Origin of the sequence: Megasphaera sp. SC8-1, from assembly GCF_024436295.1 — a bacterium.
Lineage (GTDB): Bacteria > Bacillota > Negativicutes > Veillonellales > Megasphaeraceae > Megasphaera > Megasphaera elsdenii.
Genome location: NZ_JANFQH010000027.1, coordinates 89,659 through 109,034, shown reverse-complemented (window position 1 = coordinate 109,034; position 19,376 = coordinate 89,659). Strand labels below are relative to the sequence as shown.

Below are 19,376 nucleotides of genomic sequence, written 5' to 3'. Positions count from 1 at the left end.
TCTAATTGACGTTACTATCAAATTTTAAAGCATATTTGCCCATCTGTAAAGTCATTTTTCCCGAATAATTTCCAAAGCCTTTTCAAATTGGCTGTCTTCCGGGTCCGACGGGGTCAGGGGGACGACGACATCGGGCTCGATGCCGACGCCGTCGATTTCGCGGCCATTGGTCGTTCGATACTTGGCAACGGTCACTTTGACGGCTGACGAGGAATCGACAGGGAAGACGCCCTGGACGGTCCCCTTGCCGTAGGTCTTGACGCCGACGATGGGGCCGAGCTTCATATCCTGGACGGCACCGGCGACGATTTCCGAAGCGCTGGCCGAATTTTCATTGACCAGGACGACAAGGGGAATGGGGTCCTCCGTCCCCTGGGCCGTGTACTGGTCCACTTTGCCATCTTGTTCCGTATAGGACACGATGGTGCTGTCAGGCGGCACAAAATTGCTGGCCACGCCGACAGCCTGTTCGACGATGCCGCCCGGGTTGTCGCGCAAGTCGAGGATGAGCTTATTCATGCCCTGTTCGCGGAGCTTGGTAAATTCTTTCGTGAAATCATCGGCTGTGCCCTCACTGAAGACGGCGACGCGGATATAACCGACATCCGTACCGTCGACCATCTTGCCGGCCACGGTCGGCACGTGGATCTGACGGCGCTGGACAGTGAAAGATTTTTCTTCGCCATCGCGGCGGACGACGAGGTCGACGCTGGTATCGACAGGACCGCGGATGTGCTGGGACACATCTTCCAGCTTATAGTCTGCGACAGACGTCCCATCAATGGATACCAGGATATCGCCGCGCTGGAGGCCCGCTTCTTCAGCCGGACTGCCTTCCATGACGCCGGCGATGAGGATGCCGTCATCGGTCGATGCGATGTAGACGCCGATACCGGCATAGGTGCCGCTCATCTGGGCAGAAAAATCTTTATACAAGTCGCCGCCGAGATAGGTCGAATGTTTATCCCCCAGCGTGCTGACCATGCCCTTCAAGGCCCCGTCAAAGATGGCGTTTTTATCGACATCTTCGGCGTAATGGCTTTCGATGATCTCCAGCGTCCGGAAAAACTCGAACATCGACGAAGGCCGGCCGGTATAATACCAAAAGAGGCCAACCATGGCGACAATCATGATGATCATACCGCTGCAGACATACCCCAGCGGCCGGCGGACGTTCTCCCACGTCTGCCGTAAACTATGTTTCCCCATTATGGTGCCTCCTTGTATAGTGTATCAAACTTCATACCTCAAACATATCCCTGCGGATCGACAGGGTCGCCGTTGGCGCGGACTTCGAAGTGGACGTGAGGGCCGGTGGAGTTGCCTGTCGAGCCGGCGTAGGCGATGACCTGGCCCTGAGAGACGCTCTGGCCGGCGGAAACGGCGAGTTCCTGATTGTGGCCGTACAAGGTCGACAGGCCGTTGCCGTGGTCGATGACGACGGCATAGCCATAGCCGCTGACCCAGCCGGCTTCGACGACAGTCCCGCCGTCGGCGGCCTGGACAGGGGTCCCATAATCGACGCCGATGTCGATACCGCTATGGTAGATGGTCGTCCCGAAGATGGGATGAGTCCGATAGCCGTAAGGCGAAGTGATGACGCCGTTGACGGGCCAGATCATGGCACCGCTCCCTCCCCCGCCGGAAGGCTGGGAGCTGCCGGCATCACTGCTTTCGCCCTGGTCGCTGCTGTCGGGAGCGGCCGGAGCCGGCTGGGCTTCAGCCGACGCCCGCTGGCGCAGCATCTCGGCAATGGACTGAGAAGCCTGCTGATATTCGGCATAAGCCTTTTCTGCCGTCGCCTTATCGGTCTGAGCCTGGTAGAGGACAGCCTGTTGTTCTTCTTTATGCGATGCGATTTCGTCGCGCTTGGCCTTCGCTTCATCGCGCAGCTTGGCCTGGCGGTCGCGCTGTACTTCTAACTCTTTCTGGGCCGCTTCGATGGCCGCCCGTTCCCGGCGGATGTCGGAAATAAGGGAAATATCGGCATCGACGACGCGGCGCAAGAGCTCCAGGCGGTTCGAGAAGTCGCTGAAGTCCTTGGCGCCGAGGACGACGTCAAGATAGCTCAGCTGGCCATGCATGTAGACGTCGCGGATGCGCCTGGTAAAGACTTTCTCCCGCTTCTCCAGGCGGGCCCGGTTTTCGTCGAGCTCGGCCTGAGTCGCGGCTATTTTTTCTTCTGTCGCCGCCAGGTCAGCCGTTACCGTCCGGTATTCGCCCTGGGCCGCTTCCAGGCTCTTCTGGATTTCATAGAGCTTGTCGCTGACGTTGTCGATGACCATTTGGGCCTGGGCCTTCTTTTCGCTCTGCTCGGCCATGCGGGTCTGGACGTCGTCCAGCTGGTCCTGCAGGTCATCGTCGGCAAAGGACAGGAGGCACGGCGACAACAGGGCTGCCGTTACGGCCAGGATAATGTATTTTCTTACCATATTACACCTTCATATATCGTTTCAGCGAAATCGTACTGCCCAAGGCGCCGATGATCATACTGATGACCAGGAGGATGGCCGCCGTGCGGTACATAAAGGGATAGACACTGACCATGGGCAGGAAGGCCAGGGACTGATGGATGGCCGTGACGGCGAATCCATAGAACTGCCACAAGGCCAGGTCAGCCAGGACGCCGCCGATGAAGCCCAGGAGCAGCCCTTCCAGGAGGAACGGCCAGCGGATGAACCAGTTCGTCGCGCCGACGTATTTCATGATGGCGATTTCCTTGCGCCGGGCGAAGACGGTCAGGCGGATCGTATTGGAAATGATGAACAGCATGGCCAGGGTCAGGAAAATGATCAAGGCAATGCCGCCCCAGCGGATGATGCGCGTAATCTGGAAAAGCTGTTCGACGATTTCCTGGCCGTAATGAGTCCCTTCGACTTCGGGATAATCGGAAACGATGTCCGCCGTCCGGCGCACGGCTTCCGGTTCCGTAAAGGTCACTTCATACGAACTGGGCAGGGGATTCTTGCCGTCCAGGGCGTCGAGGATACCCGGCTGGTCCTTCATGCGTTCCTTGAGGATATCCATGGCCTGGTCCTTATCGGTAAAGGCAACGGACTTCACGTCGGGCAGGGCGCTCAGGCGGCGGCCGACGCTGTCGATGTCCTTCTGGCTCACGTCGTCTTTGAGGTAGACCGTGATCTCGACCTGGCTTTCCAGGTTCTCGGCGAAGTAATCGAGGTTGGCCACGAGGGTCAGGAAAAGGCCCAGGATGAACAGCGACAAGGCGACGGTAGCGATAGAGGCGATGGACATGAAGCGGTTGCGCCAGAACGACTGGAGCGCTTCGGCCATGTAATAGCGCATGGTCCTAAGTTTCATCGTCGTATCCCCCCTTCTGTTCATCGCGGACGACTTTGCCGCCGTCGATTTCGATGACCCGCTTGTTCATCATGTCGACGAGGGTCTTATCATGGGTCACCATGAGGACCGTCGTCCCCATGTGGTTGATTTTCTTGAAGACTTCCATAATGTCCTGCGACGTTTCCGGGTCCAGGTTCCCCGTCGGTTCATCGGCAATGAGCAGCAGCGGCCGGTTGACGATGGCCCTGGCAATGGCCACGCGCTGCTGTTCGCCGCCGCTGAGGTTCCGCGGCAGGGCGTCGGCTTTGCCCACCAGGCCGACCAGGTCGAGGACGTCCCGGACACGGCGGCGGATGAGGCGCCGCGGCGCTTCGATGACTTCCATGGCAAAGGCCACGTTTTCCTGGGCCGTCTTATTGGGCAGGAGGCGGAAGTCCTGGAAGACGATGCCCATTTTGCGGCGCAAGTAGGGCACGCGGCTCTTGGCCAGTTTATTGACTTCGATGCCGTTGACGAAGACCGACCCCCGCGAGGGCAGTTCTTCATGGGACAAGAGCTTGATGAGCGTCGACTTGCCGGCCCCGCTGGCACCGACGACGAAGACAAATTCGCCCTTGCCGATATGGAGCGATACGTGGTCCAGGGCAATGGAACCATTGTCATAGACCTTGGATACGTTCTTTAATTCAATCATAAAGACCTCCGATGCTGTTGCAGGCGCTTGCGGACGCCCTTGCGCCCTTCCAGGATACGCAGGGCCAGATAGGCATTGCGCAGGGACTGGCGCCGCAGGTGATTGAGGCGGGCCTTGATTTCCGGTGCCAAATGGCCGAGAGATAATTTTTTCGTCACGTCGGCGACGATATCTGCCGCCTCGACGTCTTCCGTCGTACCGCAGACCTTATCGCCGATGAGGTTGATGAAACTGTCGATTTTCGGGTCATACGACACGGCCGTCGCCGGCACCTGCATGATGGCCGAAAAGATGAGGGCGTGCAGGCGATTGGCAATGACCGCATCCATACAGCCCATGAGAGACATAAATTCCACCGTCGTATAGTGGCCGTCGAGGACGACGGCCTTCGTCTTCATGCGGCTGGCAATATCGCGGCCTGCTTCGACATCGGCCGGGTACTGCATGGGGATAAAGATGACGTGGACGTCCTGTTTTTCCTGCAATTCGTCGGCCGCAGCGGCGATGGCTTCCTTATAGGCATCGTGGTCCTGCCAGTTGCGGACGGCAATGCCCAGGCGCCGGCGGATGCCGGTGATGCCGTGCTTCTTCAGGATGTACAGGCCGATTTTCTTGTCGACGGGATGCATGGACAAGACGGCATCGGCCGTCACGTGGACCGGTGGTTTGGTCACGCCCATGGCAGCCAGTTCAGCCTTGGAATCGGCATCGCGGACGCCGATGACGGCGACGCGCTGCAAGACCTTGCGCACGGCCCGGCGGGCTTTGGCACCGCGGACGGGACCGATACCCTGGGCATAGAGCATGACCGGCTTCTTGAAGAACAAGGCTATTTTCATGATCCACAAGTAATAATAGAGGCTGCGGGCACTGGTCACGTCCTGCAAGAGGCTGCCACCGCCGCTTATAAGAATATCACAGCGGCGAATAGCCGCTGCGATAGCGAAGAAGTTCAGGCGGTGTACAGCCTGTACGTTATGGTTTTCCCGGGTCATGCGGCAGTTGCCGGTGATGACCGTAATGGATACGTCGGGAATGATGTCTTTCAGGGAGCCGACAATGGCAGCCAGCATGGCTTCGTCGCCGGCATTGGCAAAGCCGTAATAGCCGGAAATGACGACTCTAGTCACGATGGGCCACCTGCTTTCCCAGCCACGTCGTCACATAGCTGACGATGGCAATGGCAATGATCAATCCGATGCCGACGACCATGCCCGTCACCCAGCCGTTGATGCCGCGGATGAAGGACATGAGGAAGGGCGTCCGGATATGGGCGAAGGTTTCGACCATGGAGCCGACGCCGATGGCAGCGGCGATGACCAGGAAGAAGTGCAGCAGCTGCGGCCATTTACGGTACAGGGCAGCGACCATGAGGTAGAAAGCCGGATGGCCGATGAGAAATTCCTTTTCCCGCGGACGGGCATAGAGGACATTTTCCAGGAAACGGCGCATGGCTACTTCCACGCCCGGTACGGGGACGCCGGCCGTGTGACCGCTGCGGCCGACGAAGATGACGCCCGCCAGGGCCAGGACGGCCAGGATGAGGATAGTCCCCATCTTGATGGGAATGTTGAGGAAATCCTTGACGAAGACTTTGAGGTCTTCCGGCGAGGCGATGGTCTGTCCCATGAGCGGGAAACGGCGCAGATAGCCGATGGCAACCAGGAGCAGCGGCAGGACGAAGGTCAGCTTGACGCCGCGGTAGAAGTCAAATTCCATGAAGAAGCGGATATTGCCCAGCATGGCGGCGATATAGAGACCGCCGATCATGGCGACGGCGACGGCAAAGAACAAGCCGATCGTACCATCGCGGACGACCCGGCCATAGCCGAGCTTCCTGGTGATTTTCTTTTTCTTCCAGTGGTCCAGGGCCAGGAGGATGGCCGCTGTCGGCGCAGCCGTAGCACAGCCGATAGCCCAGACCTGAAGGAACAGGGCCCCTTTGGCGACGACAGCGCCGATGACGGCGCAGACGATGCCGATGGCCATGAGGATATAGTTCTTGCGGTCCGACAGGGGAATGAGCAAGTTGAGGACAAAGACGAAGCCGCAGGCTGCTGCCGCTGCCGTAATGGCCAGGAGCAGGCGGTTCGGATAATACGGCGGCATGATGGACGCCTTGCCCAAGGTATAGCCGCGGTCCGTCAGTTTCTGCGAAACCATCTTGACATAGGACAAGTTAGTCTGAGTCAGGTTCATACCGTGGAGGGGCTTCTTATAAAGTGGATAGAGATTGACCCGGGCATTGCGTTCCAAGTCGCTGATATAGTAGCGCATGGCCGCTTCTTCAGGCGTAATCTTTTCCAATTCTTCCTTGGCCATGGCATAGACGCGGGCCGTGCGGTAATGGACCAGGCCGGCCAGGTCGTACATGCCGTCCTGCTGGTTATACTGGAGCTGGTTGACCGATTCGATCATATAAAAGGGAATATCCCGGTCATTCAGGTTGTCTGCCGTATAGTCCAGCATGGTCTTGCGTTCGGCATTGACCGGCGTATAGCCCAGGACTTCCTTGCCGACGAACATGATGCCCGATACGTTCTGTATCTTATCGGCGCGGTCGAAGAAATGGGCAACCTGTTCTTTCGTCGGATTGCTGTAGTTCGTCGGACGCAGGATGACGTGGAACCCGTGGTCCGTAATGGTCCTGGCATCAGCACTGAGGATGCCAAGGTTGACGTCGCCCAGGCCAGGCATGACGCCTTTGATGCCGGCCATGCGGTACTGGCCGTTGGACATGATCTTCACCTTGTCATCGCCCAAGCGGGCCTTGAGGTCCGATACGACTTCATCGAAATACAAGTCCTTCTGGCTCTGGGGCTTGCCAATGAGGTAGTAGTCATAAGACTTGTCCGTCAGGCCGAACTGGGGATAATAGAGATCGGCGCCGAGTTTCGTCACCAGCGACAGTTCGCCGCGCTGAGTCAGTTTGTTGAGGGTTGCATCGTAAATAGTAAAGCTCGTCACGCCGGCATCGCGGCACATCTGGAGAGCCGTGTCGAGGTCGTAGCCGTCGTTCCGGGCCATGACGACGATAGCATCGTAATCCATAGCCTGTTCTATCGTCATCGACTTGTCTTCTATGGCATTGCGCTGTACGCACATGACCAGCGCACAGACGAGGCCGATGAAGACGGCCAGTATCATCGCCAGCATACTGCGTTTATTCATATTTGTCATTCTTTTCACCTTATCTATGAGTTGCTCACCTGGCCATGGATGGTCAGGAGGCCGTCGCGCATGGTTACGCTGTCCGGCTGGATTCCCAGGGGAAAGCCGGCAAAGTCGTAAATATCAGCACTCGCCATCTGCGTCGTGCTGATCTGCATGCCCATGCCTTCCACCGTCACTGACGACGGGATGAACATGAGCTTCGACCCTTTCATGCCAAAATGACCGCGGACGTCGGCCTGGGCCGACACGAGGCCGCCCAGTTTCACCCGCCCCTGGACGCGGACAGCATCGTCTTCAAAAGAGACTTGCGGGTCCTTCAAGCCTTCGACTTTTTTCACGAGGAATTTTTCCAGCTCCTCGCTGCGGATGGACGCCGTCATTTCCCCGCTCTCTGCCCGCGTGACCCGTACTTCCTGATCGGCCAGGGCCAGGAGCGGCTTGAAGTGGACGCCGTAGAGATTGCAGTCGAAGTGGGCGAAGGTCAAATCGCCAGCTTGGAAGTTGGTGGCATGGACGGTAATGGCGTCGATGTCGCCGAGGAAGATTTTGGCTCCCGGCGACGCCTGGACGCGGACATCATCGCTGTGCAGATTGAGCGTCGCCGACAAGGCTTGGCAAAGGCCGACTTCGGCCAGCTGCGGTGCATAGGAATTGGCACCGACCAAGAAGGCTGCGACGATGACAAAGAAAATCATCCATTTTTTCATTTAGAGCTCCTGCTTTGCTAACTTCTTTTCTTTCTCCTGCTGCAAATAGCCTTCGATGAAGATGTCCAGGTCGCCGTCCATGACAGCCTGGATATTGCCCGTTTCGACATTGGTCCGATGGTCCTTGACCAAATTGTACGGGTGGAACACATAGGAACGGATCTGGCTCCCCCATTCGATAGCCTGGTGGACGCCGCCGATTTCGGCTTTCAGTTTTTCCTGCTTTTCCTGTTCCAGTTCAAAGAGTTTGGCCCGCAGGTATTTCAAGCACATTTCCTTATTCTGCAGCTGCGACCGTTCATTCTGGCACTGGACGACGATGCCCGTCGGCATGTGGGTCATGCGGACAGCAGAACTCGTCTTGTTGACGTGCTGGCCGCCGGCACCGGAGGCGCGGAAGTAATCGACGCGGACGTCGTCCATGTTGATTTCGACATCGACATCATCCGGCAGTTCCGGCATGACATCGACAGCCGTAAAGGACGTGTGGCGCCGGGCTGCAGCATCAAAAGGCGAAATGCGGACCAGGCGATGGACGCCTTTTTCCGATTTCAAATAGCCATAGGCGTATTCACCTTCGACGCGGAAAGCGGCGCTCTTGATGCCCGCTTCATCGCCGGGCTGCATATCCAGGATAGTCAGTTTATAGCCATTGCGTTCGGCCCAGCGGGTATACATGCGGATGAGCATCTGCGCCCAGTCTTGGGCTTCCGTACCGCCGGCACCGGCGTGGAAGGTAATGAGGGCGTTGCACTTGTCGTATTCGCCGGACAAGAGGAGCCGCACTTCCCGCTTCTCGATATCCTTGAGCAGGTCGTGGTACTGCTTTTCAATATCTTCGGCAAAGGAAGCATCGCCGTCTTCCATGGCCATTTCCAAATACTCGCTGAGGTCGTCAGCTTTGCGGACGAGTTCTTCGTGACCTTCGACTTCCGTCTTGAGCAGCGTCGCTTCCTGGGAAATCTTCTTGGCCTTATCCGGGTCATTCCAGAAGGCCGGGTCACTCATCTGCATGTCTAAATCCATGATACGTTCTTTTTTCCGAGGTAAGTTAAAGTGAATCCCCGATTTCTTGTATTCTATGTTTCAGGTCTTCCAGAGGTTTTCTCATTTCATCTAGTAACACAAGTATCACCACTCTTCTAAAAAATAAATGTAATAGGTTATGCACAGGATTCGCGCGGGCGCCCCACATGGGCGCCCCTACGGCTGCCTTTTACTGCTTTTCTCTCTCTTCATCGCGCTTGATGTCTTCGGCGCTGACGGGTTTGCTTTCTTCATGGACTTCATGAGCGCCCTGGAGATGATCTTCTGCCTGCGGTACGGGCTTGCTGTACGTGACCTGGATATGGTAGAGGAAGGTGACGACAGTCCGCTTGATGGAGTCGATCATTTCTTCGAACATTTCATAGGCTTCGAATTTGTATTCGACGAGCGGGTTCTTCTGGCCATACGCACGCAGGTTGATGCCTTCTTTGAGGGCGTCCATGGCGTCGAGGTGGTCCATCCACTTGCTGTCGACGACGCGGAGCATGATGGCCTTTTCCAGTTCCTTCATAGTCGTTTCGCCGATTTCCTTGAGGCGTTCGTCGTAGAGGTCGACGGCGATCTGCTTCAATTTATCCTGGACTTCCACACGGCTCAGGTTTTCCAGTTCTTCTACAGTCGTCGCGTTCTTAGGCACGAAGTACTGCTGCATCTGAGCCAGGAGGCCGGCGAAATCCCATTCTTCCGGATAGAGCTTTTCGTCAGCGTATTTATCCAGGCCATCGTGGATGATATCGTCGACCATGCCCATGATGGTATCGCGCAAGGAATCGGCTGTCAGGACCTGGCGGCGCTGGCCGTAGAGGACTTCACGCTGCTGGTTCATGACATCGTCATATTCCAGGACGTACTTACGGATTTCAAAGTTGTGGCTTTCGACTTTCTTCTGGGCCTTTTCAATGGACCGGGTGATCATCTTGGCCGTAATCGGTTCGTCTTCATCCATGCCCAGCTTATCCATGAACTTGGAAATATTGTCCGAGCCGAAGATACGCATGAGGTCGTCTTCCAGGGACAGGAAGAACTGCGTCGTACCGGGGTCGCCCTGACGGCCGGCACGGCCGCGCAGCTGGTTGTCGATACGGCGGCTTTCATGGCGCTCCGTACCGATGATCATCAGGCCGCCCAGTTCGGCGACGCCCGGCCCGAGCTTGATATCCGTGCCGCGGCCAGCCATGTTGGTGGCAATGGTGACCATGCCCTTCTGACCGGCGTTCTTGATGATTTCCGCTTCTTTTTCATGGTATTTGGCGTTGAGCACGTTGTGGACGATGTTTTCCTTATCCAGGAGCTGGCTGAGGATTTCCGACTGGTTGATGGACGTCGTACCGACCAGGATCGGCTGGCCCGTAGCGTGGCGCTTCTTGACTTCCCGGACGACGGCGCGGTACTTGGCGTTCTTCGTCTTGTAGATGACGTCCGGCAAATCCTTACGGATAGCCGGCTTATTGGTCGGGATGACGTAGACGTCGAGCTTGTAGATCTTGTTAAATTCGTCTTCTTCCGTCTTAGCCGTACCAGTCATGCCGGCCAGTTTCTCGTACATACGGAAGTAGTTCTGGAAGGTAATCGTAGCCAAGGTCTTGCTTTCGCCCTGGACCTTGACGTTTTCCTTGGCTTCAATGGACTGATGGAGACCATCGCTGTAACGGCGGCCGAACATGAGGCGCCCGGTAAATTCGTCGACGATGACGATTTCACCGTTCTTGACGACGTAATCCTTGTCGCGGTGCATCATGAAGCGCGCCCGCAGGGCCTGGATGACCAGGTGGTTCAAGTCGAGGTGTTCGTTGTCGAACATGTTGCTGATGCCCAGCATCTTTTCGACTTTGGCAACGCCCGAATCGGTCGGCGCAATGGTCTTCTGCTTTTCGTCCATCGTGTAGTCGTCCTTGGTGAAGGTCTTGACGATGCCTGCCAGCGTATAATAGAGGTCCGTCGATTTTTCACCAGGGCCGGAAATGATGAGCGGCGTCCGCGCTTCGTCGATGAGGATCGAGTCCACTTCGTCGACGATACAGTAGTTGAGCGGCCGCTGTACCATCTGGTCTTCACTGATGACCATGTTGTCGCGCAGGTAGTCGAACCCAAATTCGTTGTTCGTCCCATACGTGACGTCAGCGTTGTACGCCCGGCGGCGCTGGTCATACGTGAGGTCGTGGACGATGAGGCCGACAGACAGGCCGAGGAACTTATAGATGCGGCCCATATCTTCGCTGTCGCGGGTAGCCAGGTAGTCGTTGACCGTGACGACGTGGACGCCCTTGCCCGTCAGGGCATTGAGGTATACCGGCAAAGTCGCAACCAGGGTCTTCCCTTCACCAGTACGCATTTCGGCGATATCCCCGCGGTGGAGGACGATGCCCCCCAGGAGCTGGACGTCGAAATGGCGCATGCCCGTCACACGGCGCGACGCTTCACGGACGACGGCAAAAGCTTCGGGCAGAATGTCGTCCAACGTTTCTCCGTTGGCCAGGCGCTTCTTGAACTCGAAGGTCTTTTCCTGCAGCGATGCATCGCTCAGGCCTGCCAATTTCGGTTCCAGGTCGTTGATGCGGCGGACAATAGGCCACATCTTTTTTAATTCATGCTCGGTATTATTCCCGAGCAGTCTTTGTATCAGTTTATTAAACACCTATCCGAGACCTCCAATTTACACAATTTGCAATCTACTCTGTGATATTATATCAATTATACATTATACCCCGACTACGACTCACAATGCAATACCTATTTCCCATATACAACAACGCATGAATATGCTAAAATAGTTTTATTATTTATATACCGCGTGAAAGGGGTTTTATGATTATGATGCAATATGATGTTTCCATATTGACGGCCTTTGCCTTGTACCTTCTGGTCATGCTGGCAATCGGCGTCTATTATTCCCGGTCCCAGCAACGGCTGAGCGACTATATCCTCGGCGGACGCAGCCTGGGGCCTTGGATCACTTCCATGAGCGCTGAAGCGTCAGACATGAGCGGCTGGATGCTCATGGGCGTCCCGGGTTTCGCTTATTCGACAGGCATCTCGGCTGCCTGGATTGCCATTGGCATCGCCATCGGCACGTACCTCAACTGGCAGTTCGTTTCCCAGCGCCTGCGCAACTATACGGAAGTTGCTAACAATAGCCTGACCATGCCGGACTACTTGAAAAACCGCTTCCACGATGACAAAAATATCATCCGCATCATCTCTGCCATCTTTATCCTCATATTCTTCCTTATATACACGTCGTCCGGTTTCGTCTCCGGCGGCAAACTCTTTGAATCGGTCTTCGGCATGGACTACTTCTCGGCCCTCCTGCTCAGCGCCGGCGTCGTCGTCATCTACACCTTCCTGGGCGGCTTCATGGCCGTCTGCTGGACCGACTTCATCCAGGGCTGCATGATGTTCCTGGCCATCGTCCTGGTCCCCGTCGTCGGCATGATCGCCTTCGGCGGCTGCGACGCCGTCATGACCCGATTAGCTGCGACGGCACCGAACCTCCTGGAAATGGCACCGGACACGACGACGACAGGCATCATCGGCATCATTTCCGCCCTGGCCTGGGGCGTCGGCTATTTCGGCCAGCCTCATATCCTGGTCCGCTTCATGGCCATCGGTGACCCGACGGAACTGAAGAAATCGAAACACATCGCCATGACCTGGGTCGTCATCTCCCTGGCCGCTGCCGTCCTGGTCGGCCTGGTCGGCAAAGTCGTCGTCCCGACGCCCTTAGCCGGCGCGGACTCGGAAAAAGTCTTCCTGGTCATGAGCCGCCAGCTCTTCCCGCCGTTCGCATCGGGCCTCATCTTGTCCGCCGTCCTGGCCGCCATCATGAGTACCGCCTCATCGCAGCTCCTGGTCACGGCATCGGCTATCTCCAAGGATTTTTATCACACCTTCATCCGCAAGAATGCCAGTGAAAAAGAACTCATATACGTCAGCCGCCTGACCGTCCTCGTCGTCGCCGCCTGCGCCATCGTCCTGGCCCTCAACCCGAACAGCTACATCCTGACCATGGTATCCTACGCCTGGGCCGGCTTCGGTGCCGCCTTCGGCCCGACCATCCTCCTGTCCTTGTACTGGAAACGCATGACCAAGAATGGCGCCCTGGCCGGCATCATCGTCGGCGGCCTGACCGTCCTCATCTGGAAACAATTCGCCTGGTTCGGCCTCTACGAAATCGTACCGGGCTTCCTCTTCTCGCTCATCGCCATCTACATCGTCAGCAAACTCGACGGCGAACCGAGCCAGGAAATCCAGGATGAATTCGAACAAGCCATCCACCATACGCCTAAAATCAGCGTCCTCCATAATGAAGAGGAATGAGGAACGTGCCGTTCCTCCGTGGTTCGTTTGCCGTGGTTCGTGATTCGAAAAGGCATACAAATGCAGAATAAGGCGATCCACAGGATTCTTCCAGCGATGCGTCAGCGAGCGTTCTGCTTCGAACCACGCCAAACGACCCACGAACCACAAAAGAGGCTGTCGCAAAAGCGACAGCCTCTTTTATTCATTCAACGATGAACGACCTACGATGAACGGCTCTTAATATTCCGGTTCAATCAAGCCGTATTTCCCGTGTTTCCGTTTATACACGACATTGATGGTATCGGTCTTGGAATTGAGGAATACGAAGAAATCGTGGCCTACGAGATTCATCTGCAAAATAGCTTCTTCCACATCCATCGGACGAGCCGCGAATTTCTTGACGCGGGCAACTTCGAAGTTTTCTTCCGGAACAGCCGGGCCTTCGACGAGAGCGTCATTGAAAGCGCCTTTCTTCATGCGGCGGGCGATTTTCGTTTTATATTTATGAATCTGGCGTACCAGTTTATCATAGACTAAATCGATAGCAGCATACATATCATCGTTGGCTTCAACGCCGCGGAGGACGACGCCGTCCACTTTCAACGTGATTTCAGCGATTTTCCGATCTTTTTCTACAGAAAGCAGGGCCTGGACATTGACTTCGTTATCAAAGTATTTCGTGACTTTCTTTTCCTGTTTTTCAACGTGATCTTTCAGAGCCGGTGTAATTTCTAAATTTTTACCTCTAACGATGGTTGCCATAAAACATCCCTTCCTTTCGTGGGGAGATCCTGTCTAAGAAATGTATGGCTTTCATTCCTTGTGGTCTCTTCCCTTATATGTATAGTATTCAACACGGAGATGCAAATTCCTTCTAAAAAAACAAAAAAATTTGAAATTTTTTTATTTTGGGCCTGACGGCCAGGCCGGTCGCAGGTCGTCTCGGACTCAGATGCCGCTTTGCGGCAACAGATTCAAACTAACAACATCGCCTCGAGTAACCCTCGGCTCGTAAAAATAGTGGTTCGTGGTTCGTGGTTCGTGGCTCGTAAAAGCCCGCCATTATACCAGAATGGGCTGTGGGCAAATCTCACAGCGGGACGCCCTCTGGGCGTCCCCTACGCACACGGCCGATGGCCGTGCATTTTTTTGCGGTCTGTGCTCATTTCCATCGCCTGTATGCGATACTCGTAGGGGACGTCCTGAACAAGGCGTCCCGCTACGTGCTGAGGGTTTCCCGAAGCGTCGTTGTCAGTCTGAATCTGTCGCGGCGGAACGCCGCATCTGAATCCGAAGAAAAAGCCGTGGTAGCTCGTGGTTCGTGGCTCGTAAAAACATACCATTAAAACCGGATAGGCTGTGGTCAAATCTCTCTAGCGGGCTCGCCACGTGCGAGCCCCTACGAATACGGCCACGGGCCGTATGTGTTTATGCGGCTATCTGCGTCTTTTCCAGTTTTGTGCAAAAAAAGACCACCCATTTCTGAGTGGTCTTTTTGTAATCTTCCTACAAAAGGAAGGATTAGAATACGAATACGAACTGAGCACGTGTTTCTTCGCCCGGATCAGCATTGCCATCTTTGGCGCTGGTTGCGAAGGACTGCATGACCTGGAACTGAGCGTTCTTAGCGAAGGTGTAGTCAACGCCGACGCCCCAAGATTTAACGTTGTTCAAGAGGCTGCCTTCTCTCCAGCCATAGGTTGATCCAACAAAGTTGCCATTTGCATCAGCAAAGCCCTGGTCAGCATTGAGGTATTCAACCCAAGCGTCCCAGGATTTCGGCGTAGCAAAGTTAGCAGCACCGTAGGTCAAGCGGCCAACCCAGACTTCCGGGTCGTTGTCTTTGCTATCTGTGCTATTGTATTTTTCGTAGTTGGCCAGGGCATTCCATTTACCGAAATTAGCACTAGCATAAGCGCCCCAAGAATCATCAAAGCCAAAGCTACCTGTACGATCCTTGCCACCAGCAACAGTATAATCGTTGTAGTAAACACCAACTGCCGAACCAGCTGCACGACCGCCGCCGAAGAAGCCATCTAATTCGCCGTAGCCGGTCTTGACACCATCGGTATCCGTAGCCATCGAGCCTTCTTTAAATTTACCATAACCAGCGGTTGCAGCAAATTTGTCGTTGTGATACTGCAACTGAGCGCCGTCGAAGGTATCGCCATAGAGGAAGCCATAGCCGTGGCCATTGCCCATGTCGTATTCATAACGACCTACGAGGAGGTCCCAGTTGTTGCCGCCGAAGTTGTAATCAACGTTGGCCAAGTCCGTATAGATATTGTTATTATCGCTATCGCTAGCCTTGCTATTGTCAGCAAAGCTTATGCTATTAGTGCTAATACCATAAGTAACTTTCGTGCGGTCGTTGACCTGAGCATTAGCGCGGACGCGGACACGGTAGGACCAGGAATCATCGTTCTTCGTAGCTGCATTGACCGGTTTGCCGGCTTTATCTTTGTCGCCTTCGCTCTGGTGGATATAACGGACACGAGCGTCACCAGTCAATTTAACGTTGCCAACGCGGTTTTCCAAAGCGCTTACGCGAACGCCGAGGTTGTTGAGTTCGTCAGCATATTCATCAGCCAGTTTGTTGATGAGGGCGCGCTGTTCGACAGAAGCTTTGTCCATGTGAGCCATAGCTTTGGCGACCATTTCAGCGGCTTCATAACGGGTGATGTTACGGTTGCCCTGGAAGTACTGGCCGTCAACACCCTGGATGATGCCGGCATCAGCCAATTCTACGACGGATTTGTAAGCCCAGCTGTCGGACGGTACGTCGACGAACGGGTTAGCTGCAAAAGCGCACGTTGCGCCAACAGCCATGGTTGCTGCGAGAGCTGCTAATACTTTTGTTTTCATGAGTATTACCCCTTTTCCAAAAATAAGTTTCTTATAAAGTCTTACTCCGTTACAAGCGAGGGACAGAAACATATTTTCTGAGGGTTCATTGGCGAGTTGTCCTAGTTTCCTCTCTTTTACTGCCTCAGACTGTCTATTTCTTCGTACCTCTTTTCACTAGTATACCTGCACAGCACTATACTAGTTCCCTTCCACTATACTCTATTTTGTAAGTTTTGTCAAAATTATGTAAGTTTTTATCACGATAAAAAGTCCTGTAAAGGGCAGAAACAAGCCACGTTTTACGTATTATGCCGATTAGGAATATATATAAAAAAAAGACCACCCATTTCTGAGTGGCCTTTTGCAATCTTCCGGTAAAGGAGAGATTAGAATACGAATACGAACTGAGCACGTGTTTCTTCGCCCGGATCGTTGTTGCCTTCTTTCGCTTCAGATGCGAAGGACTGCATTACCTGGAACTGAGCGTTCTTAGCGAAGGTGTAGTCAGCACCGACACCCCAAGATTTAACGTTGTTCAAGAGGTTACCATTTCTCCAGCTCTGTGTAGAACCAATGAATGCGTGAGTCTTATCACCAAAACCATTGTCGGCATTGAGGTATTCAACCCAAGCATCCCAGGACTTCGGCGTAGCGAAGTTAGCTTTATTGTAAGTAATCTTACCAACCCATACTTCCGGATCATCTGCTTTGCTGTTTTCACTATTGTATTTTTCGTAGTTAGCTAAAGCATTCCATTTGCCGAGGTTCAAGCTACCATAAGCTCCCCAAGCATCATCAAAATTGAAGGACTTATTGCCACTGAAGTCATTGTAGTAAACACCTACAGCAGAGCCAGCTGCACGGCCACCGCCGAAGAAGCCTTCTAATTCACCATAGCCAGTCTTTGTAGCTGCCGAAGCACCATTGTCACCACCCATGACACCTTCTTTAAATTTACCATAGCCAGCAGTAGCAGCAAATTTATCGTTGGTATATTTCAACTGAGCGCCATCGAAAGTATCGCCATAGAGGAAGCCATAAGCACGGCCACCGCCCATATCATATTCATCACGGCCAACTTTCAAATCCCAGTTGTTGCCGCCGAAGTTGTAGTCAACAAAAGCACGGTCCGTAAAGATGTTATTGTCCTTACTATCGCTAGCTGTGCTATTATCAGCGAAGTTTACATTGTTAGTGCTAACGCCGTAAACGACTTTCGTGCGGTCGTTAACCTGCGCATTAGCACGAACGCGGACACGGTAAGACCAAGAATTATCGTTCTTAACTTCACCCTTGCCCTGGTCATCGCTGTCCTGATGGATGTAACGGACACGAGCGTCACCGGTCAATTTAACGTTACCGACGCGGTTTTCCAGAGCGCTTACGCGAACGCCGAGGTTATTGAGTTCGTCAGCATATTCATCAGCGAGTTTGTTGATGAGGGCGCGCTGTTCAACAGAAGCTTTGTCCATGTGAGCCATAGCTTTTGCGACCATTTCAGCAGCTTCATAACGAGTGATGTTACGGTTGCCCTGGAAATACTGGCCGTCGACACCCTGGATGATGCCAGCGTCAGCGAGTTCTACGACGGATTTGTAAGCCCAGCTGTCAGACGGTACGTCGACGAACGGGTTAGCTGCGAAAGCGCAAGTTGCGCCAACAGCCATAGTTGCTGCGAGAGCTGCTAATACTTTTGTTTTCATGAGGATTACCCCTTTTCCAATAAAAAATAAGTTTCGTAAAAAGTCTTACACCGTTACTAGCGAGCGCCGAAACGTATTTTTTCCAAGGGTTCATTGGCGAGTTGTCCTAGTTTCCTCTCTTTTACTGCCTTGAAAAAGGTACTGTTTTTTTGCTCTTTTCGCAGGTGTTGCCTGCGTCCGCACCACACCTGTTGCGATTATTATACAACTTTTTTCGGCACTTGTCAAAATTTAATGCTTGCTGCCCTCTTTTATCATCGTAAAAATCGGCTCAACAAAGCCATTTCCCCTTCATTTTTTAATCGCCATTTTTTAAAATTTAAAGGGTAATTTTGCATAAAAATTTTATTTATGGTTATTTATTCACAGCCCATCGTTTTTCATGGCAGTTCTATCTCAACGGTTATTGACTCTCATTCTTTTATTCTCCAGCCATTGCGACCACGACTGACTTCCTCCCTGTCTCACCTGGTCTTGCACATACTGATAAAATAAAGACACCATTTCGTGTTTTTCATGATAATACGGTCCTTTCCAATCGCCCTGTTTAGGATGGGCCACGTCGTGCGGCGTGTAGTTGCCGCCGATTTCATACTGACGGTAGACGATGTCCTTATAGGGCAGGCCGGGATTTTTGATCATGTCGTACATAACCATGTAAGCCGTCGTCCGGCCGGCTCCGGCTTCGCAATGGAAATGGAGCCAGGCGTCATCCGGCAAGGTGCGGACGAAAGCTAAGAAGGCATCGATTTCGCCCGGCGTCGGCCAAAGATGGTCCGTGTTAGCCAGGCGGACGTAGTGGATGCCTTTGCTGTCTGCCAGTTCCTGTTCTGTCTGGACGCGTCGGACCGCTATGACTCGAGGATGAATGGGCAAATCGCCTTTCCCCTGGTCGTAGACGATGACGTCCTTTCCCAAAACGGCCTGCAAGCGCTGCTGTTCATCAGCCAAGGCGGCCGTCGGAGATTTGCCGATATTGCCCCAATCGTGGCGGCCATACCAGCTAACTGCCGTACCATCGAAGAAGCCATGCGACTCCTGCCGCAAGTCGACATCATAAATGGGGCCTTTCGTCTTTTTCCGCAACGCCTGGACCAGGGCGTCGAACTGGCGGGCCGAAAACTGGCCAGACCCGGAAATACGTAAATCATCCAGGCCTTTCCGCGATGGAACATAAGACGAATCGACTTCCGATGCATATTTATGTTCTACCTTATGAAAAGGTGACTGACACGTGCGGAAATTCCGAGGCAGAGAGGCATCATTTTCCGCATCGACACGCCAGAAATGCCCTTCATAAGCGGCCGGCGCCAAAGCCGGCAAAGGCGTGCGTCCACCTTGAGAAAAAGCGATATTATCGCCATTTCCTTGACCTTGAACAACCATACCCATGGCCGAAAAAACAGCCAGGATAACTGCAATTTTTTTACATCTAATCATAATTTTTCCTTTCGATTGTAATAATTTGTTTTTATGCATTATACGTGTTTAGTAAAACGTGTGAGGGAATATATATAAAAGGGACCTGACCGCCCCGCAAGGCCGCCATTCGTAGGGGACGCCCAAAGGGCGTCCCGCGTGAATCCTGTGTACATCCCCCAT

At 54.0% G+C, this 19,376-nt stretch carries 14 protein-coding genes; 1 reads left to right on the top strand and 13 read right to left on the bottom strand.

Annotated features, from left to right (window positions below):
• Positions 1–51 precede the first annotated feature (51 nt).
• The 9 genes from NOS26_RS08690 to secA all read right to left on the bottom strand — a co-directional run bounded on the left by NOS26_RS08690 (position 52) and on the right by secA (position 11,560).
• Positions 52–1,209, bottom strand: a complete 1,158-nt coding sequence (locus NOS26_RS08690; protein ID WP_255917574.1) for a S41 family peptidase — start codon at positions 1,207–1,209, stop codon at positions 52–54.
• Between the two features lie 38 nt (positions 1,210–1,247).
• Positions 1,248–2,432, bottom strand: a complete 1,185-nt coding sequence (locus NOS26_RS08685; RefSeq protein WP_255917573.1) for a murein hydrolase activator EnvC — start codon at positions 2,430–2,432, stop codon at positions 1,248–1,250.
• A 1-nt stretch (position 2,433) separates the two neighbouring features.
• A complete protein-coding gene (gene ftsX, locus NOS26_RS08680; protein WP_014017011.1) occupies positions 2,434–3,321 on the bottom strand; it encodes a permease-like cell division protein FtsX in 888 nt (295 codons plus the stop codon).
• Positions 3,311–3,997 (bottom strand): cell division ATP-binding protein FtsE, encoded by a 687-nt coding sequence (gene ftsE, locus NOS26_RS08675; RefSeq protein ID WP_014017012.1) that lies wholly within the window; start codon positions 3,995–3,997, stop codon positions 3,311–3,313. Before ftsE ends, ftsX begins: the two co-directional genes overlap by 11 nt.
• On the bottom strand, positions 3,994–5,127 hold the full coding sequence (csaB, locus tag NOS26_RS08670) for a polysaccharide pyruvyl transferase CsaB (RefSeq protein ID WP_027895742.1): 1,134 nt from the start codon (positions 5,125–5,127) through the stop codon (positions 3,994–3,996). The genes ftsE and csaB overlap by 4 nt, the downstream gene beginning before the upstream one ends.
• Complete coding sequence (locus NOS26_RS08665; protein WP_051014201.1) at positions 5,120–7,168, bottom strand: DUF5693 family protein; 2,049 nt, start codon at positions 7,166–7,168, stop codon at positions 5,120–5,122. The genes csaB and NOS26_RS08665 overlap by 8 nt, the downstream gene beginning before the upstream one ends.
• A 23-nt stretch (positions 7,169–7,191) precedes the next feature.
• A complete protein-coding gene (locus NOS26_RS08660; protein ID WP_014017015.1) occupies positions 7,192–7,878 on the bottom strand; it encodes an LmeA family phospholipid-binding protein in 687 nt (228 codons plus the stop codon).
• Positions 7,879–8,989 (bottom strand): peptide chain release factor 2 gene (gene prfB / locus NOS26_RS08655; protein ID WP_333491161.1). Its coding sequence is split into 2 segments (ribosomal slippage): positions 7,879–8,931 and positions 8,933–8,989, totalling 1,110 coding nucleotides; the frame shifts between segments, so codons are not numbered across the junction. It lies immediately after the preceding gene.
• A gap of 105 nt (positions 8,990–9,094) precedes the next feature.
• On the bottom strand, positions 9,095–11,560 hold the full coding sequence (gene secA / locus NOS26_RS08650) for a preprotein translocase subunit SecA (RefSeq protein WP_095340524.1): 2,466 nt from the start codon (positions 11,558–11,560) through the stop codon (positions 9,095–9,097).
• Between the two features lie 176 nt (positions 11,561–11,736).
• Here secA and putP point away from each other — a divergent pair, with 176 nt between their 5' ends.
• Positions 11,737–13,242: a sodium/proline symporter PutP gene (putP, locus tag NOS26_RS08645; protein ID WP_169013637.1), complete on the top strand. Its 1,506-nt coding sequence runs from the start codon at positions 11,737–11,739 to the stop codon at positions 13,240–13,242.
• A 219-nt stretch (positions 13,243–13,461) separates the two neighbouring features.
• On the opposite strand, the gene hpf is transcribed toward putP, so the two are convergent.
• The 4 genes from hpf to NOS26_RS08625 form a co-directional block, all read right to left on the bottom strand.
• Entirely contained in the window at positions 13,462–13,986 is a 525-nt protein-coding gene (gene hpf, locus NOS26_RS08640) for a ribosome hibernation-promoting factor, HPF/YfiA family (RefSeq protein ID WP_022497913.1), read from the bottom strand.
• 759 nt (positions 13,987–14,745) lie between these two features.
• Positions 14,746–16,089 carry an S-layer homology domain-containing protein gene (locus NOS26_RS08635; RefSeq protein ID WP_074787156.1) on the bottom strand — a complete coding sequence of 448 codons (1,344 nt, stop codon included), beginning with the start codon at positions 16,087–16,089 and terminating at the stop codon, positions 14,746–14,748.
• Between the two features lie 368 nt (positions 16,090–16,457).
• Positions 16,458–17,774 carry an S-layer homology domain-containing protein gene (locus NOS26_RS08630; RefSeq protein ID WP_074787159.1) on the bottom strand — a complete coding sequence of 439 codons (1,317 nt, stop codon included), beginning with the start codon at positions 17,772–17,774 and terminating at the stop codon, positions 16,458–16,460.
• Between the two features lie 396 nt (positions 17,775–18,170).
• Complete coding sequence (locus tag NOS26_RS08625; RefSeq protein WP_074787161.1) at positions 18,171–19,214, bottom strand: protein tyrosine phosphatase; 1,044 nt, start codon at positions 19,212–19,214, stop codon at positions 18,171–18,173.
• Positions 19,215–19,376: the final 162 nt, after the last annotated feature.